15 protein-coding genes are annotated in these 17,088 nt (G+C 54.7%); 10 read left to right on the forward strand and 5 right to left on the reverse strand.

The annotated features are described in order from the left end of the window. Positions 1–45 precede the first annotated feature (45 nt). The 4 genes from BM352_RS09440 (at position 46) to BM352_RS09455 (ending at position 4,934) form a co-directional block, all read left to right on the forward strand. Positions 46–573 carry a TRAP transporter small permease gene (locus tag BM352_RS09440; RefSeq protein WP_090215895.1) on the forward strand — a complete coding sequence of 176 codons (528 nt, stop codon included), beginning with the start codon at positions 46–48 and terminating at the stop codon, positions 571–573. Positions 574–672: 99 nt separating this feature from the next. After that, the gene (locus BM352_RS09445; RefSeq protein ID WP_090215898.1) at positions 673–1,962 is read left to right on the forward strand and encodes a malonyl-CoA decarboxylase; all 1,290 of its coding nucleotides are present in this window, start codon (positions 673–675) and stop codon (positions 1,960–1,962) included. Positions 1,963–1,973: 11 nt separating this feature from the next. Further along, entirely contained in the window at positions 1,974–3,497 is a 1,524-nt protein-coding gene (locus tag BM352_RS09450) for a malonate--CoA ligase (RefSeq protein ID WP_090215902.1), read from the forward strand. A 51-nt stretch (positions 3,498–3,548) separates the two neighbouring features. Next, complete coding sequence (locus BM352_RS09455) at positions 3,549–4,934, forward strand: FAD-binding oxidoreductase (protein WP_090215905.1); 1,386 nt, start codon at positions 3,549–3,551, stop codon at positions 4,932–4,934. 304 nt (positions 4,935–5,238) lie between these two features. Here BM352_RS09455 and BM352_RS09460 read toward each other — a convergent pair whose 3' ends face one another. From BM352_RS09460 to BM352_RS09475, 4 genes are all read right to left on the reverse strand, one after another. Next, positions 5,239–6,126 (reverse strand): GIY-YIG nuclease family protein, encoded by an 888-nt coding sequence (locus tag BM352_RS09460; protein ID WP_090215908.1) that lies wholly within the window; start codon positions 6,124–6,126, stop codon positions 5,239–5,241. A gap of 244 nt (positions 6,127–6,370) precedes the next feature. Beyond that, complete coding sequence (locus BM352_RS09465; protein WP_090215912.1) at positions 6,371–7,546, reverse strand: hypothetical protein; 1,176 nt, start codon at positions 7,544–7,546, stop codon at positions 6,371–6,373. A 199-nt stretch (positions 7,547–7,745) separates the two neighbouring features. After that, positions 7,746–8,039 carry a helix-turn-helix domain-containing protein gene (locus BM352_RS09470; protein ID WP_245780952.1) on the reverse strand — a complete coding sequence of 98 codons (294 nt, stop codon included), beginning with the start codon at positions 8,037–8,039 and terminating at the stop codon, positions 7,746–7,748. A gap of 179 nt (positions 8,040–8,218) precedes the next feature. Then, positions 8,219–8,884 (reverse strand): GntR family transcriptional regulator, encoded by a 666-nt coding sequence (locus tag BM352_RS09475; protein WP_090215917.1) that lies wholly within the window; start codon positions 8,882–8,884, stop codon positions 8,219–8,221. A gap of 88 nt (positions 8,885–8,972) precedes the next feature. Here BM352_RS09475 and BM352_RS09480 point away from each other — a divergent pair, with 88 nt between their 5' ends. Genes BM352_RS09480 through BM352_RS09505 form a run of 6 tightly spaced genes read left to right on the forward strand, consistent with a single transcriptional unit; the run spans position 8,973 to position 16,138 of the window. After that, positions 8,973–10,493: an FAD-binding oxidoreductase gene (locus BM352_RS09480; RefSeq protein ID WP_090215921.1), complete on the forward strand. Its 1,521-nt coding sequence runs from the start codon at positions 8,973–8,975 to the stop codon at positions 10,491–10,493. Continuing rightward, a complete protein-coding gene (locus BM352_RS09485; protein WP_217642999.1) occupies positions 10,490–11,446 on the forward strand; it encodes an MBL fold metallo-hydrolase in 957 nt (318 codons plus the stop codon). Before BM352_RS09480 ends, BM352_RS09485 begins: the two co-directional genes overlap by 4 nt. 29 nt (positions 11,447–11,475) lie before the next feature. Further along, on the forward strand, positions 11,476–12,423 hold the full coding sequence (locus BM352_RS09490) for a Bug family tripartite tricarboxylate transporter substrate binding protein (RefSeq protein WP_090215924.1): 948 nt from the start codon (positions 11,476–11,478) through the stop codon (positions 12,421–12,423). Positions 12,424–12,482: 59 nt separating this feature from the next. Next, positions 12,483–12,911, forward strand: coding sequence for a tripartite tricarboxylate transporter TctB family protein (locus BM352_RS09495; RefSeq protein ID WP_175500656.1), 429 nt, complete (start codon positions 12,483–12,485; stop codon positions 12,909–12,911). 9 nt (positions 12,912–12,920) lie between these two features. Further along, a complete protein-coding gene (locus BM352_RS09500) occupies positions 12,921–14,474 on the forward strand; it encodes a tripartite tricarboxylate transporter permease (RefSeq protein WP_090215933.1) in 1,554 nt (517 codons plus the stop codon). Next, positions 14,474–16,138, forward strand: a complete 1,665-nt coding sequence (locus tag BM352_RS09505; RefSeq protein WP_090215937.1) for a sulfatase-like hydrolase/transferase — start codon at positions 14,474–14,476, stop codon at positions 16,136–16,138. The genes BM352_RS09500 and BM352_RS09505 overlap by 1 nt, the downstream gene beginning before the upstream one ends. Here the strand turns inward: BM352_RS09505 and BM352_RS09510 are convergent. Beyond that, complete coding sequence (locus BM352_RS09510; protein WP_090215940.1) at positions 16,135–17,076, reverse strand: hypothetical protein; 942 nt, start codon at positions 17,074–17,076, stop codon at positions 16,135–16,137. The two genes, BM352_RS09505 and BM352_RS09510, sit on opposite strands and share 4 nt — an antisense overlap. Between the last annotated feature and the right edge of the window lie 12 nt (positions 17,077–17,088).

Below are 17,088 nucleotides of genomic sequence, written 5' to 3' on the forward strand. Positions count from 1 at the left end.
GGGCCGCACGACGTGGCCCGCCTCTTGCATAACCGGGGAAGTCAAATGCAACAATTCATCATCAGCACCAGCGACCGCCTGCACTTGATCATGCGTCGCGTGGCTGTGTTTGCGGTCAGTGTGATGTTCCTGACGGTCGTCGTGCAGATTATCGCGCGTTATGTCTTCTCTTCTCCCCCCGTCTGGACTGAAGATGTCGCCCGCTATGCAATGGTCTGGACCGGATTGCTTGGTGCGACCCTGTCCTTTAAGACACGCTCGGATGCTGTTCTGATGGACAGCGTCTTTCCCAAACGCCCACATTACCTTGGGTTTCTCACGGAGGCGATCCAAAGCGCGGCGGTGCTGATCTTTGTCTTGCCGGTGGTTTATTTCTGCTTCATCGGCCTGCGGGGCGGTTTCGCAAAGGGCTACCTCGCGCGCCAATCGGGGCTGACAGCTGATACCCTTGGGATACCAATGGTGTGGATCTCACTGGCCGTACCCCTGTCCATGATCATCATTCTCATCCATCTTTTCGCCCGTTGGGCTGGCGATGACGTTTTGGATAAAACGGGCGCTCAGCTCGATTGAACGATTTGATTAATCAAGAACTAGAACACGTTTGGAGTGATTGTCAGGTGCCGTGTGGCCCCTTGATCCGAACTTGACTCATTCAGAGGACTGGCCTCGATGACGCAGCAGAGCTTTCTAAGCGAGATCCTTGCAAGGATCGCAGGGGCGGGTCGCAGCCGGACACAAGCAGTAGAAGATACCGCAGCCAGCCTGATATCGCTGTGTCGTTCCCTGGTCCGCGATGTAAGCGAGGCTGAGGGACTGAAGATATCGCGTCAAATTCTCGACATTTACGCGGCGGCAGACGTCGCAGAAAAGGCGGCCTTCTTTTTCGCTGTCAGCCGGGAATTCGGACCCGACGATTCAGCGCTGAGCGCAGCCGTCGCCAATTGGACCCCCGGAGACATCGACGCTGCACGCGCACTGCATTTCGTGGCAGAACCCCAAACTCAAGAGTTGATCCGCACCATCAACCGGGTCCCCGGCGCAACTGCTGAATTGGTCGCGATGCGGGCTGATTTGCTCGTGCATGCAAAACAGAACTCACAGCTGCGCGGGTTGGACTCGGACTTTCAGCACCTCTTTAAGTCTTGGTTCAACCGCGGCTTTCTGGAGATGCGGCAGATCAATTGGTCAACTTCGGCACAAATTCTGGAAAAGATCATCACATACGAGGCAGTCCACGAAATCGCCGACTGGGATGATTTGCGCCAGCGCGTCGGGGATCCTGACCGGATGCTCTTCGCCTTTTTCCACCCCGCGATGCCAGACGATCCACTGATCTTTGTTGAAGTCGCTTTGCTTATCGAGGTTCCGAATGCAATAGGGCCAATCCTTGCGGTCGATCGCAAGCAGACCGATCTCGACACCGCCACGGTTGCAACCTTTTATTCGATCTCCAATTGCCACGCGGGGCTGCGCGGAGTGTCTTTCGGCAACTTCCTGATCAAACAGGTTGTCGCGGAGCTGCAAAAATTGCGCCCGAACCTAGAGACGTTCGTCACGCTGTCGCCGGTGCCGGGCCTTAGGAAATGGGCGGAGCAATCCTTGCAGAATGGCGACGCTTTGCTTAGCGATTCCGACAAGGCGACGCTAAGCGAGCTTGGCGAAAACGACCTGCCGCAGGATGACTTCGTCACCAAGCTGGCTGCGCGCTTTCTGACCGAAGCCAAAAGGGCGTCGGGCACGGCGGCTGACCCCGTGGCTCATTTCCATCTGGGCAACGGGGCCACCCTGTTGCGCGTTCATCCGGGCGCCGATCAAAGCCCGCGCGGCATCGCCAATTCGTGGGGTGTGATGGTCAACTATCTCTATGACGGTGAGACGATCGAACAGAACCATCAGGTCTACGCAAGTCATCACGATGTTTCGGCATCACCCATTATCATCGCACTGAGCAAAGGGTAAAAGGACGACCCATGTATCACGGAAACCACTTGGCCGAGAAATTGCGTGCAGCTAGCCTGCGCGCAGAAAACAATCTGTTCCTGCGCAATCATCAGACCGGCGAAGAGGTCTCGTACAAGGCGTTTTTTGCCAACGCCGAACGCATGGCGCAGGCCTTGGTGGCTTCAGGTGTAAAGCCCGGCGACCGAGTGGCCGTGCAGGCTCCAAAGACGCAGGCAATGTTGGAGCTTTACATTGCAACAGTTCTTGCAGGAGCCGTGTTTTTACCCCTCAACACGGCCTATACTGCCGCCGAGATCACCTATTTCCTGACCGATGCGGAACCGCGGATTTTTGTCTGCGATTCAAAATGCGAGGATGAGCTGTCAGCCGTTGCAAAAGACGCTGGTGTGGCCGAAGTGCTGACCATCGGCGCCGATGAAGGTGGGTCGCTGCCAGAGCGACGCGATGCAGCAGCCCCCGGGTTCACCCCCGTCCCACGCGGGCCCGACGATTTGGCCGCGATCCTCTATACCTCGGGTACGACGGGGCGGTCTAAAGGGGCCATGCTGACGCATCAGGCGCTGGCGTCGAATGCCCAAACTCTAAAGGAAAGCTGGCACTTCAGTGCGGATGACGTCCTGATCCACGCTTTGCCGATCTTTCACACGCATGGCTTGTTCGTCGCCACAAATATCACGCTTATTGCCGGGTCGTCCTGCATTTTCATGTCAAAGTTCGACGCCGATGACATCCTTGATTACATGCCAGAAGCCACGGTTCTGATGGGCGTGCCGACCTTCTATGTGCGCCTTCTTGAAACCGAAGGGCTGCGCAAGGCGTCGGCCAACATGCGCCTGTTCGTATCCGGCTCGGCTCCATTGCTGGCCGAAACCCATAGTCGCTGGCGCAATGTGACCGGACATGCGATTCTGGAACGCTACGGGATGACCGAAACCAACATGAATACCTCGAACCCATATGACGGCGATAGGCGGGCCGGAACGGTGGGGTTCCCATTGCCAGGGGTTGAGTTGATCGTCACCGACCCGGCAACCGGCGCGCCCTTGCCGCAGGGCGAAACTGGCGTGTTGGAAGTGCGCGGGCCCAACGTATTTGCAGGCTACTGGAAGATGCCTGATAAAACTGCGGAAGAGTTGCGCGACAATGGTTTTTTCATCACCGGTGATCTTGGGCGCATCGACGCAAACGGCTATGTTCATATCGTAGGACGCGGAAAAGACCTGATCATCTCGGGCGGCTACAACATCTATCCCAAAGAGATCGAGCTGGTGATCGACGATCTGCCGGGCGTCGTTGAAAGCGCGGTCATTGGTGTCCCGCACAAGGATTTTGGCGAAGCCGTCGTGGCAGTCATTGTCGCCCAGGATGGTGTTGAGATTTCAGCGCAAGACGTCTCCAACATGATCAAAGATAATCTGGCCCGCTTCAAACAACCCAAGAGCATCGAGTTTGTCGAAGCCCTGCCACGGAACGCCATGGGCAAAGTGCAGAAAAACGCGCTGCGCGAGGCTTATGACGGAGTATTCCAATAAATCGCGCCGAAAACGCAGATGGAACATTAGAAAGAGAAATAGGGAATTGGTATGACACAGCACAATACCGCTTTGGCAATTGCCGCCTTGAAAGACCTGTTAGGAGATCGCCTGTCCACCGGCGATTCCATCCGGGAAATCCACGGCAGGGATGAGGCCTATTCCGAACCCGCTTTGCCGGACGCAGTCGCGTTTCCGGAAAGCACTGACGAGGTTTCGGCGATCGTCAAGATCTGCGCGCAACATAAGGTGCCGGTTGTGCCGTTCGGTATCGGCACATCACTGGAGGGTCACGTCATCCCGACCCATGGAGGGATCAGCGTTGATACCAGCCGGATGAACAAGATCCTTGAAATCCATGAAAGCGATCTGGACGCGGTTGTGCAGCCTGGGGTTTCACGCACACAGCTGAACGAGGAACTGCGCGCCACCGGGCTGATGTTCACCGTCGACCCTGGCGCGGATGCGACGCTTGGCGGAATGGCCGCAACGCGCGCGTCCGGCACCAACACCGTGCGCTATGGCACCATGCGCGAGAATGTCTTGGCGCTAGAGGTTGTGTTGCCCGACGGCACGGTGATCGAGACCGGATCGCGGGCGCGGAAATCCTCGGCCGGATATGATCTTACGCATCTCTTTGTTGGCTCAGAAGGCACGCTTGGGATCATTACACGGCTGACAGTGCGCCTGTTCGGCAAACCTGACACGATACTTGCCGCCACCTGCGGATTTGAAACGGTCGACGACGCCGTGAATAGCGTCATCATGGCCATCCAGATGGGTATTCCAATGGCCCGAATTGAATTGCTGGATGAGATCCAGATGAAGGGGATGAACATCTTCAATCCGGATCTGAATCTGCCGGAAAAACCCCACCTTTTCCTGGAATTTCATGGTTCAGACGCCAGCGTGAAGGAACAGGTGGAGCTTTTCGAAGGTGTCGGTGAGGAATTCGGCGTTTCGGGCTTCGCGTGGGCGACAAAGGCCGAGGATCGCGGTCGCCTGTGGGCGGCGCGACATAACGCCTATTACGCGGGGAAGTCACTTCGCAAAGGCTGCGAGAGCGTTGTTACTGATTGCTGTGTCCCCATCTCGGCGCTGGCGGACTGCATCGCACGCACCAAGGAGATTATCAACGAGGCTGGTTTGATAGCACCAATCGTTGGGCATGTTGGGGACGGTAATTTTCACCTGCTGATCCTGTTTGACCCCAACGATCCCGAAGAACTGACAAAAGCCAAGCGGCTTGCATCTGATGTAAACCGAGTCGCATTGTCTTTTGGCGGGACCGTAACCGGTGAGCATGGCGTCGGTACGGGCAAGAAGAAATATATGGCCGAAGAACACGGCGCAGCCTATGCGCTAATGGCGACGCTGAAGCGTGCGGTGGACCCTGACAATATCATGAATCCAGGGAAAACCGTCGATATCAACTGACACATCATAGGGAGAGTGGTTGAGATCGGCAGGGCGGTTGTTTTCTTGACAGCATCCAGAATAGCCAATCTTTGCAGCTTCTGAACGCCTGTTCCGCCAGGCGAGCGATCCAAACCACGCAAAATCTGTGCTCTCAGCGAATGTCAGCAATGCGCAGTTCTCAACCATTCATGCGCCGCACGGCATAGGTGGATTAGGGCTCGAAGCTGCCATTCGGTGCAAAGGCCACCGATGTCCGCTAAGGGCCGTGAGTGGTTGCGGTAGCCGGCCGAGCCTAATACTCGCCGTGCCGGTGCAGGTCAGACTATTTGCTCACGTTGGAAAGAAGCGAAATCGTGCGGTTGGTGCTGCCCCGAAGCACGCCGATATCGGTACTGTCAGCAACACGAACTACCAAGTAGTTTCCTCGCTGCCAGAATCCTTTGCAGTGATCGACGATTACAGAGACGTTCTTAAACGTCAGAGCGGCAAGATCTGGCGCTCTTTCCGCGGCACTGTGTGGAATTAACTCCCATCTTTTGTCGGGTACTTGCTTCCACCTTTCGATCTCAAGCGCCGTTCTAGTGATGCCATTTATGCACCCGACGGCTAGTGCTCCCTCAAGAGACCGGTATTTCTCGGCAACTTTCCAGAACTGGCAGGTGGCTTCGGTGTACAGGTCAGGACCATCATCAGGATATCTTGACAGCCGATCAGATACGCCTTTCGCGATATTAAAAATGAAAATTGGACGGTTCATCAAAGAAGGCGGAAAACTTAAAAGATCGAGTTTAGGGGCACACCAAGCCCGCAATTCTGCACGAGATTTCATCCCACTCTCAGCTGACCTGTGACCAGATTGCTTATTGGTCAATGGAACCTTCATCTCGCGCAACATATCAATCAATGCACTTTCAACTAGAAGCGCCTCGTGGTCGCTTCCCAGTCCCGAACGAACGATCTTCCATGGAACATCGCCCGCAGTTTTCCATATCTGTTGTATCTTCGCTATCTTGTTTCGTTCTTTGCCGCTGTTGCTGCGAGCCTCATCGAAATGATCAAAAATCCGGCGGTTCCCGAGGCCTTTGCGACCGCCGCCTTTGCCCACATAGAATGGTTGACCTGTTGCGGGATCAAAAAGAGCGTACACATAGTGACCAAGCTTCTTTGCGACTAGATCGTCGAACAACCCCGCATCGGCCTCATTTCTCATTCAACTAAATTCCTTTTTGGGCTCTGTGAATTGGTCAAGTGAACAGCTCAATTGGCCAATTGTAGACAACTACGCTTATTTTTCGTTAGCTTTACTCAAGAGCATAGCGAGTGCAAACAAAGGACAGTTGCGTCTCGCAGACTTCGGTTAACCTACTGCCTGATTTTGCGATCGCGGCGAAAGTCTGGTTTGGTGAAGCTGCGATGCGGCGGAGCATGACGCGGTAAATGGCGGCTTAGGGCCGCTAGAAGAACTGAGCTAGTTGGTCACGTATTGAACCCAAACTAGCGCCGTATCCACCCTCGCTATTCTGGCCTAGTTGCACTCCCACTGGTGCGTCGTCAGACACTGCCAGCAACAGCGCGCCTGCCACTCCCGGGCCAGTATCACAGTCATGTGTAAGGCTAAATTGGTCGGTATCAAAACCGGTGACAGAGCAGGTCCGAGATAGCTTACCACCGGTTTGATTATCCCAGGCAACAAAGTAAATGGCTTCGCCTATAGACGGTACGCGTATCGAATTCCAAACCAATGATACCGGTTCGCCGCCTGCAATTTCTCGCTTCAATATCGATAGAGCAGTGGCATCGTCATTCCACACTTTCTTAAGGCGCACAAAGTCGTCGCCTTCTGCTAGGGCCGCAGAAAAGGGATGCGATCCACCCAGATAATTGTTGTCGCAAATACTCGGAGCAAGAACATAGTCTGCCGAGATGTTTACGGCGGTACAGAATCCCGTTTGTCCACTGCTTCCAGAAAACTGAATACGTGTTGTTGCATCCGCTGCGGTAGATATTGCTTGTCTCGATGGAACGCCCATTGGAGCGCTTGGGTCTCCGCCGGTATTTCGGATGGAGGTCTCCGCCATTGCCGACAGCTGCTCTACATCTAGCCCCTTCAGTGCTCCAGCCCTTATATAGAACAACAGCAATCTCGCTCTGGTTTTTTCGTTCGGTTCGTCAACAAGTTGGCTAAGAACAGAATACTGAAATTCAACCTCTTTTAAGCGCTCGTTTCGAGCCGCCGCGGCATCAGCTAGATTGTCTTGCAACTCTGCCTTTAGGAGTTCCCTCTCATTGTCTCTAGCAAGAGCTTCAGTCGCAGCGTTCGAAGCCAATGCGGCCTCAAATTCCACCTTCGTCAATAGCCCGGTGAGGTCTTGTTCAGCGCGAAAATAGCCGGCAGCGAAATTTGCTCCGACTGCAATCACTCCGGTTAGTGCGACGACAAGTGGTGTATTTTGCCAAAACGTTTTTTCCGCAAAATCCTGCTTGCGGACTGAGATCTCAAATTCTCTGTCAAGACTACGCTGATGGTAGGCTTTTTCTATCAGCCTTGCTCTTAAGTCTGCGTTTTCCTCTCCCTGTAACGCCGACTTGCTGGCAATGAGGTCTAATGCTTCCTCTACTGGGTCAGCCATTGTTACTCCTCCAATGCCGTCGAAAAATCATCCAATTGAAAACGCTGCGCCAAGTTTACGTTAGCGTGAAGCTTTAGTCACGAACCATGTCAATGTCTGCTAAGCGAAAGCTGCTCTGCAGCGCGCGAGGGCTCGGTCAATGTCCGGAAAGGGCCGGAAGGCATAATCGAGCAGAACGGGCGTTTTTATTTCTTACTCATCATTTGGGAACGGAAGAACTAAGCCAAGACTCTGACAATGCAAAGTAAGCCCAATGCCCTCGTCGGTTAGTGCGTTTTCTCCACCACGCCCCATGTTCAGCGAGCCGCGTTCCAATCGGTGTCAGATATAGCCTATTGCGATCTCGCGTAACGACAGGCTCACCCACGATCTTTTCTAACTCGGCAATTTGTTTCGACACAGATGGCTGCGTCACCCCAAGCGCTTCAGACACCCGTGCGACCAGTTTTAAGTCTGATAACGCAACAAGAGCACGCAAGTGCCGAAGCGACATCCCTTGTAGATAACTCTTACCAAAATTTGCGCTACCTCCACGCGAAGCTAAGCCTATAGTGTCATAGATTTTATTGAGGGAACACAGTTTAGGGTGAGAACCCCTACCTATCTACTTTTGATGCCGTTCCCACTTTAGCCACAACCTGAGTGCCAAGCAGAACAGTGGTCCACTGCATTTCACAATGCTGCGGTAGGCTGTAATTCGTGAAAATGCTCGGCGAGATGGTAAATATGCTGTGTGCAAATTGCCTGCGCTTTAGCCACATCTCTAGCGGTGCAGGCTTCAAGCATCTCGGTGTGTTCCTGCATGGACCGTTCAAGGCTGATCCCGCTGATGGTGAACAAATGGCTTCGCAGCGCCATGAGCGGTCCAATCGTGGTTTCATACGACTTGATCATCGAGCTGTTGCCGCTGTTTGCAACGACGGAGCGGTGAAACATCAGGTCGCCGCGAGAATAGTGCTTTGTGTCACCGTCTTTTATGGCGTCCTGCATGTGGCTTATTCCGTCCTGCATGCCGGTCAAGAGGCCTGCGTGGTTGGTTCTAACTGCCAACTCTAAACAGGCGACTTCCAGAATGCTGCGATGTTCACAAAGGTCTCGGATTACGCATTCGTCGGGCAAAAATACAAATGACCCACGTTTGGGAAAAACCCGCACAAGACCTTCAATTTGCAGCAGCACCAATGCTTCGCGGACGGGGGACCTGCTGACTTGATACAGATCGGCCAGCTTTTGCTCGGACAATTTTGTGCCAAGCGGAAACGCCCCGAGGATGATCGCTTCGCGGATCTTTTCTGCGGTCAACTCGGTTACGGATTTTTTTGTTGAGTGTTGGGTCATGTACCTGCGGACGTTGATCTAAATACGCTTCCTTGCTTGGTATCCTACCATGGTAGATTTTTGTTGACCGGTCGAGGGGGAATGTAACATGGTAGTTCAAGAATCTTTGGGAGCGGATTTTAGGACAATGTGGGATGTGTATGCGGCAACTGGCTCGACTATAATTCAGCCGGGGGAAATGCTGACGGGCCTCAAAGAGATTGTTGGCGCGTCACAGGTCTTGATGGGCGATGCAGTTGCGGCTGCGCCTTACTGCAAAGATTGGACGGGGCAATTTGCAGGAACACCGATCGCAGTTGTGCGGCCTGAGAGCACAGCGCAGGTCGCTGCAATTGTAAAGCTGTGCCATAATCACGGTACCCCAATGGTACCCACTGGCGGACGGACGGGACTTTGCGGTGGCGGTGTCCCAACTGGGAATGGTGACAGCGTCGTTGTATCACTTGAGCGGATGAACGCGGTCCGCGCAGTGGATGTTGGCGCACGTAGTATCACGCTCGAAGCAGGTGTTGTCTTGCAGACCGCGCAGGAACAGGCTCGCGAACACGGTCTTGCGTTTCCGCTGACTTTTGGCGCGCAAGGAAGCGCCATGATCGGTGGCGTGCTTTCGACAAACGCTGGTGGGTCTAACGTTGTGAAATACGGAACAACGCGTGAGTTGTGCATCGGGATTGAAGCCGTCTTGCCAGACGGGTCGATCATTGATGGGCTTACAGGGCTGCGCAAGGACAACACCGGTTATGATCTGAAGGATCTGTTGATTGGGGCGGAAGGAACTCTGGGCATTATCACGGCTGCGGTGTTCAAGCTCTCCCCTATGCCAAGCGTTCGCACGACAGGGTTTCTGTCTTTGGCGTCCATTGCGGATGCACCAACAGTTCTGAACGCCTTGCAGGATCGAACGGGCGGCGCAGTCGAAGCGTATGAGTATATGCCAGCGGCGGCTGTTGAGGTGATCTGTCGGGAGTTTCCGAAGACACGCCGACCGTTAGGCGTGCCAGCAGAAACGGGGTTGTTTTTCGAGGTCGCGTCATCGCGTCCGGATGATGCCAAAGGCGGCGACGATGGCGAAACGCGCTTGCAAGGTCTGGTCTTTGAAGGACTTGAAGCATTGATGGAAGAGGGCACCGTCCTTGACGCTATGATCGCGCAATCCGAACAGCAACGGATTGATTTATGGACTATGCGGGAGGCCATCCTCGAGGCGATTACGGCAAATGGTCCCGCCTATCATATGGACATCGCGCTGCCATTGGCGTCGGTCGCAGAGTTTGTCACGACCATGGATGCCGCGGTGGCGGACATGGGATTTGTGCCGCTGACCGTCGGACATCTGGGGGACGGAAACCTGCATTACGCACTGAGTGCGGCGGAAGGTAAGAACTGGACTGATTTACCGTTGACCCGCGCAAAGGAACAGGCTTTCGCGCTTTTGATGCGCTTGAACGGATCGTTTTCCGCCGAACACGGGATCGGCCAAAGCAAACTGGACGTAATGCGCAACCTCAAACAAGCCAGCCAACTAGACGTGATGCGCAAGATCAAACAGGCGCTGGATCCAGACGACCTAATGAATCCGGGAAAGTTCATACCAAAGGAGAAATCATGAAAGATTCTTTCACCAAAGTAGTTGGTGCAGCACTCGCGATCGGGCTGGCAATGCCTGCCAGTGCGCAAGCGCTGTTCGATGGATGCCCGTCGGATCAGATCCTTTCGCGGTTCGTGGAATTTGGGCGCACAGGTCAGATGCCGCCGGATTTAGGGCGCTGGCTCAGCACGCCGGACGCCCAGTTCGTTGAGCCTTGGGCACCCTTTGACAATGTCGATTATGTGGGCATCTGTTGGGTGTCAGCTTGGTTGGTGCATACGGATGACGGCACGGTCCTGATTGACACCCTCTATGGTCCTTTCACTCCGATGCTGCTGGATAATATCGCTAAGACGGGCACCGATCTGGCGGATATCAAATACGTACTAATGACCCATGGGCATTTTGATCATGTGGCGGGTGCTGCGGCGCTCAAGCCACTTTTGCCAAACGCGACGTTCGTCATGACGCAAGGGGGCTGGGACGAGGCTGTTGAGTCGTCTCAGGCATCACAGACTGGCCCGCGCGCTTGGGACATGATCGAACCGGAAATGGTTGTGGCAGATGGAGATACCATCACGTTGGGGGACAATGGCTTTACGGTTGTAGAAACGCCCGGTCATACGTGGGGGACTGCGTCTTACATGTATGATGTCGCGGACGGCGATGAGACTTACCGCGCAATTACGATTGGCGGATTAGGCTTAAATGCTATCGAAGGGCCGCCTCAGGTAGAGGCCTTTATCGAGAGCCTTGATCGTGTGCGTACGCTGACGGAAGCGCAGGACATGGGCATCGACGTTCATTTAACCACGCATGGATTTTCCAATGGCCTTGACGAGGACCGCCAGGCGATGGCCGCGCGCTCCGAGGGAGAGCCCAACGCGATGATCGATCCAGAAGGACTTTTGGCACAAATCGAAACCCTGCGCTCAGGCGCGGTGGAGCGGTTGGCTATCGAAAACAACCAATAACTACAGACGATAAATGGGGAGGAAAACCAATGAAATTTACTTCAACACTCAAGGCAGTAGGTGCTGCGGCACTTATCGCATTCAGCGCACCTGTAGCGGCGCAAGACTGGGAGCCAAATGGACCTGTTACAATCGAGATCGGCTTTGGGGCCGGGGGGTCGACCGACACAATGGGTCGGGTGCTGGCCGAAGTGATAAAAGACCAAACCGGCTGGAATGTGATCGTTGAGAATCGCCCGGGTGGTGGCGGTGTGGCAATGTTCACCAGCCTGTCTCAGCGCCCGGTGGATAATCAGACCATCGGCATGGGCGTGGGTATTCCCGTGTTGGTGCAACTGGTTCAGCGTGGTGACGAGCTGCCCTTCGATATCGACAGCTTCGATTATCTAGGCACGATCGCTAAGGCCGAACTGGCACTGGTGGCCAGTGCAGATGCTCCTTTCGATACGTTGGAGGAAATGATCGCCTATGCCAAGGAACAAGGAGACATGCCGCTGGCGACAATGGCGCCTCCTCAGGTGCTGATGATGAAAGCAACGACAAAGGTTTCCGGCGTAGACTTCAACTTGGTGACTGCTGACGGTGGCGCCGAAGTTATTCGGCTAATCCTCGGTGGTCAGGTTCTGGCTGGCTTTGCTTCTGGTGAGCATGCACCTTATCTTGAATCTGGCGACATGAAGGTTATCGCAAGCGCCAATCAGGCGCGCCTGAGCTATGCGCCGGAAACACTGACATTCATTGAATCCGGTGTGGATGCTTACGTCGATGCGGTGTTCTTTTTGGCAATGAAAGCAGGTAGCGATCCTGCTGCTTCCGCAGCTATTGCCGCCGCAATTGATGAGGCTGTTCAGTCACCCGAGATCGCGGAAATCGTGCGCAACGCGGTGCAGGGTGATCCGATCAACATGGGTCCAAACGGGGCGCGTCAGATGATGGTCGACGGTCTGGAAAACGCCGAACGGCTTTTCGCCAACTGAATATGGATGCCCCGCCACATCAGTGGTGGGGCATTTTTCAAGGGTGGGGAGGCCCGAGCATGAGCAATATGACTGACCGGCTATCAGGTGCGTTCTTTCTTGTTTTCGGGTTAGCAATGTTTTTCCTCGTCATCCCTGAATATGTAGAAGACCCGCAGGGCGGCAACTTGTCTCCAAAGACCATGCCCAATATCGTCGCATGGGTCTTGGCGATATGCGGTGGTCTTTTGGTCCTTCGCCCGACGAACCATGCGGCACCTGATGCCCGGTTCTTCTTAAAAACAACTGCTTATGTCGCGATACTTGGCGGAGCCATTTATACGATGTCTTTGGTCGGATTCCTCTATGTGGCCCCCGTTTTGGCGCTGGTCCTGATGTTGATGATTGGCGAGCGTCGCCCGCTTTGGTTGGGGGTAGGGGTTGTTCTCATGCCCGCTGCGATCTGGTTTCTTGTCACGCAACTTCTTGAACGGGCCTTGCCCGGATAGGACGCCACTATGGTCGATCTTTCAATAATTCTGGCAGGTTTTGGGGATGTATTCACACCCTTCAATCTATTGTTCGTGGTGTTCGGTGTTGTGCTTGGACAGTTTGTCGGAGCCGTACCAGGGATCGGACCTGTGATGGCGATGGCGATTGCCATTCCTTTCACCTTCGGGCTTGATCCTTTGCCCGCCATCGCTTTTCTGGTTGGCGTCAACAAAGGCGGGCTTGTCGGGGGGGCGGTGCCTGCGATTTTGATGAATACGCCTGGTACGCCTGACGCCGCAGCAACTGCCATGGATGGCTATCCGTTGGCGCAGCAGGGCAAACCCCTGAAGGCCACAAAGATGGCGCTGTTTTCGTCGATTACGGGCGACACGTTCAGCGATATTGTTCTGATTACAGTTGCCGCACCGCTGGCCATTTTGGCGCTCAAGATGGGGCCGGTAGAGATCGTGGCGCTGATGATTTTTGCATTCTCGATCATCTCCGGATTGATGGGCGAGTCTTTGATCAAAGGGGTCATTGCCGCCGCATTGGGCTTGATGATTTCCTTCATTGGAACCGACCCAGAACATTTCACCCCGCGCCTAATCTTTGGCTTTTGGGATCTGTTTGACGGGTTGGCTCTGCCGTCTGTTGCGATCGGAATGCTTGCGATTTCGGAAATTCTGCGGCGGATGGCTGAAGGGCGCAGGATCGAGGGACAAGGTATTTTGGTCCCAGATACGGGCAAGCTTGAAGATCGCCGCGTCTCTTGGGCCGAGTATTGGGCCTGTCGCTATACGATGTTGCGCGGGGCCACGATTGGCACCATTCTCGGCGCTTTGCCGGGCATTGGATCAACCGCTGCCGCTTTCATGTCCTATGCGATGACTAAGGCCGCGTCAAAAGAGCCGGCAAGTTTCGGCAAGGGCAATCTGCATGGCATTGCAGCAACCGAGTCCGCCAATTCCGCTGTGGTTGGTGCTAACATGATTCCGTTGTTAACCCTTGGTATTCCAGGGAGCGTCACTGCCGCGCTGATCATCAGCGCATTCATGATCCACGGGATGCAGCCCGGCCCGCTCCTTTTCCAGAACCAAGGTCGGTTGGTCTATGGTCTGTTCGGTGCGATGATCATGGCGAACTTCATAAACCTTTGGGTTGGGCAGGCGGGACTGCGGCTTTGGGTTAAAGTCGTTTCCGCACCTGAAGCTGTGATCTTTTCCTCTGCACTGCTGCTGTGTTTTGTCGGGGTGTCGATGGCGACAAACGGGCTTTTTGGTGTAACCGTCATGCTGATTTTCGCCGTATTCGGCTTGCTGATGCACAGCTTTGGCTACTCGATGGTCATCTTCATCATCGCCTTCTTCCTCGGGCCACAATTTGAAAAATCGCTATCGCAAGCGATCGCTTTGCTGAACGGTAATTTGCTGAACATTTACACAAGCCCTGTCGCTGTTGCGCTTTTGGTCTTGTCGGTGGTGTCGGTCTTCTGGTTTCTTTCGAAGCGTACAAATGAGGTGGCGGGCACGACCAATCTGGGCGTGCCTGATGGCGAAACCCTGGATCAAAAAAACCCGTAATGTCAGTCCCGAAAAATATCCTTTTCATCATGTTCGACCAGCTACGATGGGATTATCTAAGCTGTTACGGTCATCCGCATTTGCAGACACCTAACATCGACAAACTGGCAGCCAAGGGCGTGCGGTTTGATCGTGCCTATATTCAGTCGCCGCTGTGTGGCCCGTCGCGCATGTCGACCTACACTGGGCGTTATGTGCACAGCCACGGTGCGTCATGGAACAACGTCCCGCTAAAGGTCGGGGAGCGGACGATGGGCGACCATTTGCGAAAGTTGGGGATGGGCTGCTGGTTGGTCGGCAAAACCCATATGAAGGCCGATGCAGAAGGCATGGCTCAGCTTGGCCTTGAACCGGACAGCATTATTGGCGCACGAGTGTCCGAATGCGGCTTTGACGTGTTTGAACGCGATGACGGGATGCGGCCAGAGGGACCGGACGGGTTCTACGACGACGGCGGGGCTCTCAAGTACAACGACTACTTACGCAGCAAAGGATACGAGGGGGACAACCCGTGGCATGACCATGCAAATTCCGCAAATGACGGAACGGGCAATGTACTGTCGGGCTGGTTCATGGAGAACAGCGACAAACCTGCAAATATTGCTGAGCAAGACAGCGAGACCCCTTATCTGACGCGCCGGGGGATTGAATTTATCGAAAGGCAAGGAGATGCGCCGTGGTGTTGTCATCTGTCCTATATCAAGCCCCATTGGCCCTATATTGTACCTGCGCCTTATCACGGCATGTTCGGGCCAGAGCATTTCCTGCCCGTTGTCCGCGCCACCGCAGAACGCGAAACAACCCATCCGGTGTTTGGCGGGATGATGAAGGCACCCGTCGGGCAGGCCTTTTCCCAAGACCACGTGCGCGACAAGGTTCTCGGGGCCTATATGGGCCTGATCAAACAATGCGATGACCAGATGGGGGTTCTGTTCGACTGGCTCGAGGAAACGGGCCGGATGAAAGACACAATGATTGTCGTCACGTCTGATCACGGTGATTATCTGGGAGATCACTGGCTTGGCGAAAAGACGTTTTGTCATGACACATCAGTCCGAGTGCCGATGATTGTTTATGATCCGTCGGCTGAAGCGGACGCTCTACGCGGCACCGCGTCCGATGCATTGGTCCAGTTGATCGATCTTGCACCTACCTTTGTTGAGGTGGCGGGGGGCAAAATGGCGAACCTTGATCATGTGCTTGAAGGGAAATCCCTTTTGCCGCTGTTGCGCGGGCAAGGTCAAACGCGTGAATATGCCTTTTGTGAATACGATTATTCGATGACGCCCCTGGCAAAGCGGCTTGACTTAGACACAGCTGAAGCACGGTTGTTCATGGTCACCGACGATCGTTACAAGCTGATCGAATTTGGCGGAGGCATCCGCTCCATACTATTTGATCTCAAAGAAGACCCCGATGAACTGGTTGATCTGGGCGAAAGCGCTGAGCATCAGCACGTGAGGACGCGACTATCATCAGTGCTAGACACATGGGCGCGCCGCCCGTCCCAGCGCACAACGATCACCAATGACGCCCTGATCCAGAACCGATCTCAACGCAGCACCAAAGGGGTGATACTGGGAGCCTACGGTGAAGGTGACGCGGACGCCGACCTCACCGAGAAATACCGCAATCGCAAAGCTCCGCCTATCGGGGGCAGTTAGCCGCGCGGCTTGGCAAGTCCTGCGATGACCTTGGTACGTTTGACGTATTTTCCTCGTATGCTTTCGGCGGCAACGCGGCTGTCGTCCTTGGACGCAAGGCTGGCTGTTTCACCGACAAATCGTAGGCACACACGTGCGTGGGCATCGTAAGTTTCGGAAATCGCATCGCTAATTCTAGTCAGTTCTTCTTCGAAGTCGTCTGGAACGCGTTTGAGAACCCTAAGGCTGGTCACAAGCTCTTTGTGATCGGCGTAGAAAAGCCCCGAGAAATGCGGGTCATGGGCAATCATGTCGGGGCGGATGCGAGTTTCATAGGCTTCGGTTGAAAAGTCCGCAGTGAGGTGGAACGCAACGGTCGACGCTTCCATAAGGTCGGCGAAGTCGGTGAGGATTGCTTGTGTTACGGGGGCATGTTCGCGGTCAAGCGCCTCTTCCAATACATGCAGCAAATAGAGCATTCCGTGGATGATCAGGAAGAACAACTGGTGCTGTTGTTTCCAACGAAACAGGGGATCAGTGGGCGTTTTGGGCGGTGTATATTCAGGCATGTCGGTAGGAACCAGCGCCCAGTCGGCCAGACGGTGCAGACCCCGCGCGAGAGTTTCAAGCTGTGCGTCGCTCAGGTCCGCGCCGGTTTCAATGTCGGCGACGCAAACCGGTAGGGCCCGTGCCATGGCAGCACGCAGTATGGCAACGGGCGCTCCCGCCGCGCGTTGCACCAAAAAGTAGCTGTCGAACAAGCGCTGCGCGCTGTCGAGCGTGCTGTCCGAGGTGGAAACATCAAGCGCTTCGTCAACCTGTGCAGCGCGAGCGGCGAGACCGTGCATTGCGCTGCCGCGCTCCATCAACTTGGACATACGAAAGCGGGTCTTGGGCAGCGCGGTTTGGGCTGCAAACCAATCGTGGGGCAGGGGCAGTGTCAGGGTCTGAACGTTCATTGCTTGATCCTC

The sequence above is a fragment of the Litoreibacter janthinus genome (assembly GCF_900111945.1).
Taxonomy (GTDB): Bacteria; Pseudomonadota; Alphaproteobacteria; order Rhodobacterales; family Rhodobacteraceae; genus Litoreibacter; species Litoreibacter janthinus.

Excerpts from the sequence above, each read along its gene's own strand:
- BM352_RS09440 (WP_090215895.1), top strand. The coding sequence starts at position 46 with ATGCAACAATTCATCATCAGCACCAGCGACCGCCTGCACTTGATCATG.
- BM352_RS09445 (WP_090215898.1), top strand. The coding sequence starts at position 673 with ATGACGCAGCAGAGCTTTCTAAGCGAGATCCTTGCAAGGATCGCAGGG.
- BM352_RS09450 (WP_090215902.1), top strand. The coding sequence starts at position 1,974 with ATGTATCACGGAAACCACTTGGCCGAGAAATTGCGTGCAGCTAGCCTG.
- BM352_RS09455 (WP_090215905.1), top strand. The coding sequence starts at position 3,549 with ATGACACAGCACAATACCGCTTTGGCAATTGCCGCCTTGAAAGACCTG.
- BM352_RS09460 (WP_090215908.1), bottom strand. The coding sequence starts at position 6,126 with ATGAGAAATGAGGCCGATGCGGGGTTGTTCGACGATCTAGTCGCAAAG.
- BM352_RS09465 (WP_090215912.1), bottom strand. The coding sequence starts at position 7,546 with ATGGCTGACCCAGTAGAGGAAGCATTAGACCTCATTGCCAGCAAGTCG.
- BM352_RS09470 (WP_245780952.1), bottom strand. The coding sequence starts at position 8,039 with ATGTCGCTTCGGCACTTGCGTGCTCTTGTTGCGTTATCAGACTTAAAA.
- BM352_RS09475 (WP_090215917.1), bottom strand. The coding sequence starts at position 8,884 with ATGACCCAACACTCAACAAAAAAATCCGTAACCGAGTTGACCGCAGAA.
- BM352_RS09480 (WP_090215921.1), top strand. The coding sequence starts at position 8,973 with ATGGTAGTTCAAGAATCTTTGGGAGCGGATTTTAGGACAATGTGGGAT.
- BM352_RS09485 (WP_217642999.1), top strand. The coding sequence starts at position 10,490 with ATGAAAGATTCTTTCACCAAAGTAGTTGGTGCAGCACTCGCGATCGGG.
- BM352_RS09490 (WP_090215924.1), top strand. The coding sequence starts at position 11,476 with ATGAAATTTACTTCAACACTCAAGGCAGTAGGTGCTGCGGCACTTATC.
- BM352_RS09495 (WP_175500656.1), top strand. The coding sequence starts at position 12,483 with ATGAGCAATATGACTGACCGGCTATCAGGTGCGTTCTTTCTTGTTTTC.
- BM352_RS09500 (WP_090215933.1), top strand. The coding sequence starts at position 12,921 with ATGGTCGATCTTTCAATAATTCTGGCAGGTTTTGGGGATGTATTCACA.
- BM352_RS09505 (WP_090215937.1), top strand. The coding sequence starts at position 14,474 with ATGTCAGTCCCGAAAAATATCCTTTTCATCATGTTCGACCAGCTACGA.
- BM352_RS09510 (WP_090215940.1), bottom strand. The coding sequence starts at position 17,076 with ATGAACGTTCAGACCCTGACACTGCCCCTGCCCCACGATTGGTTTGCA.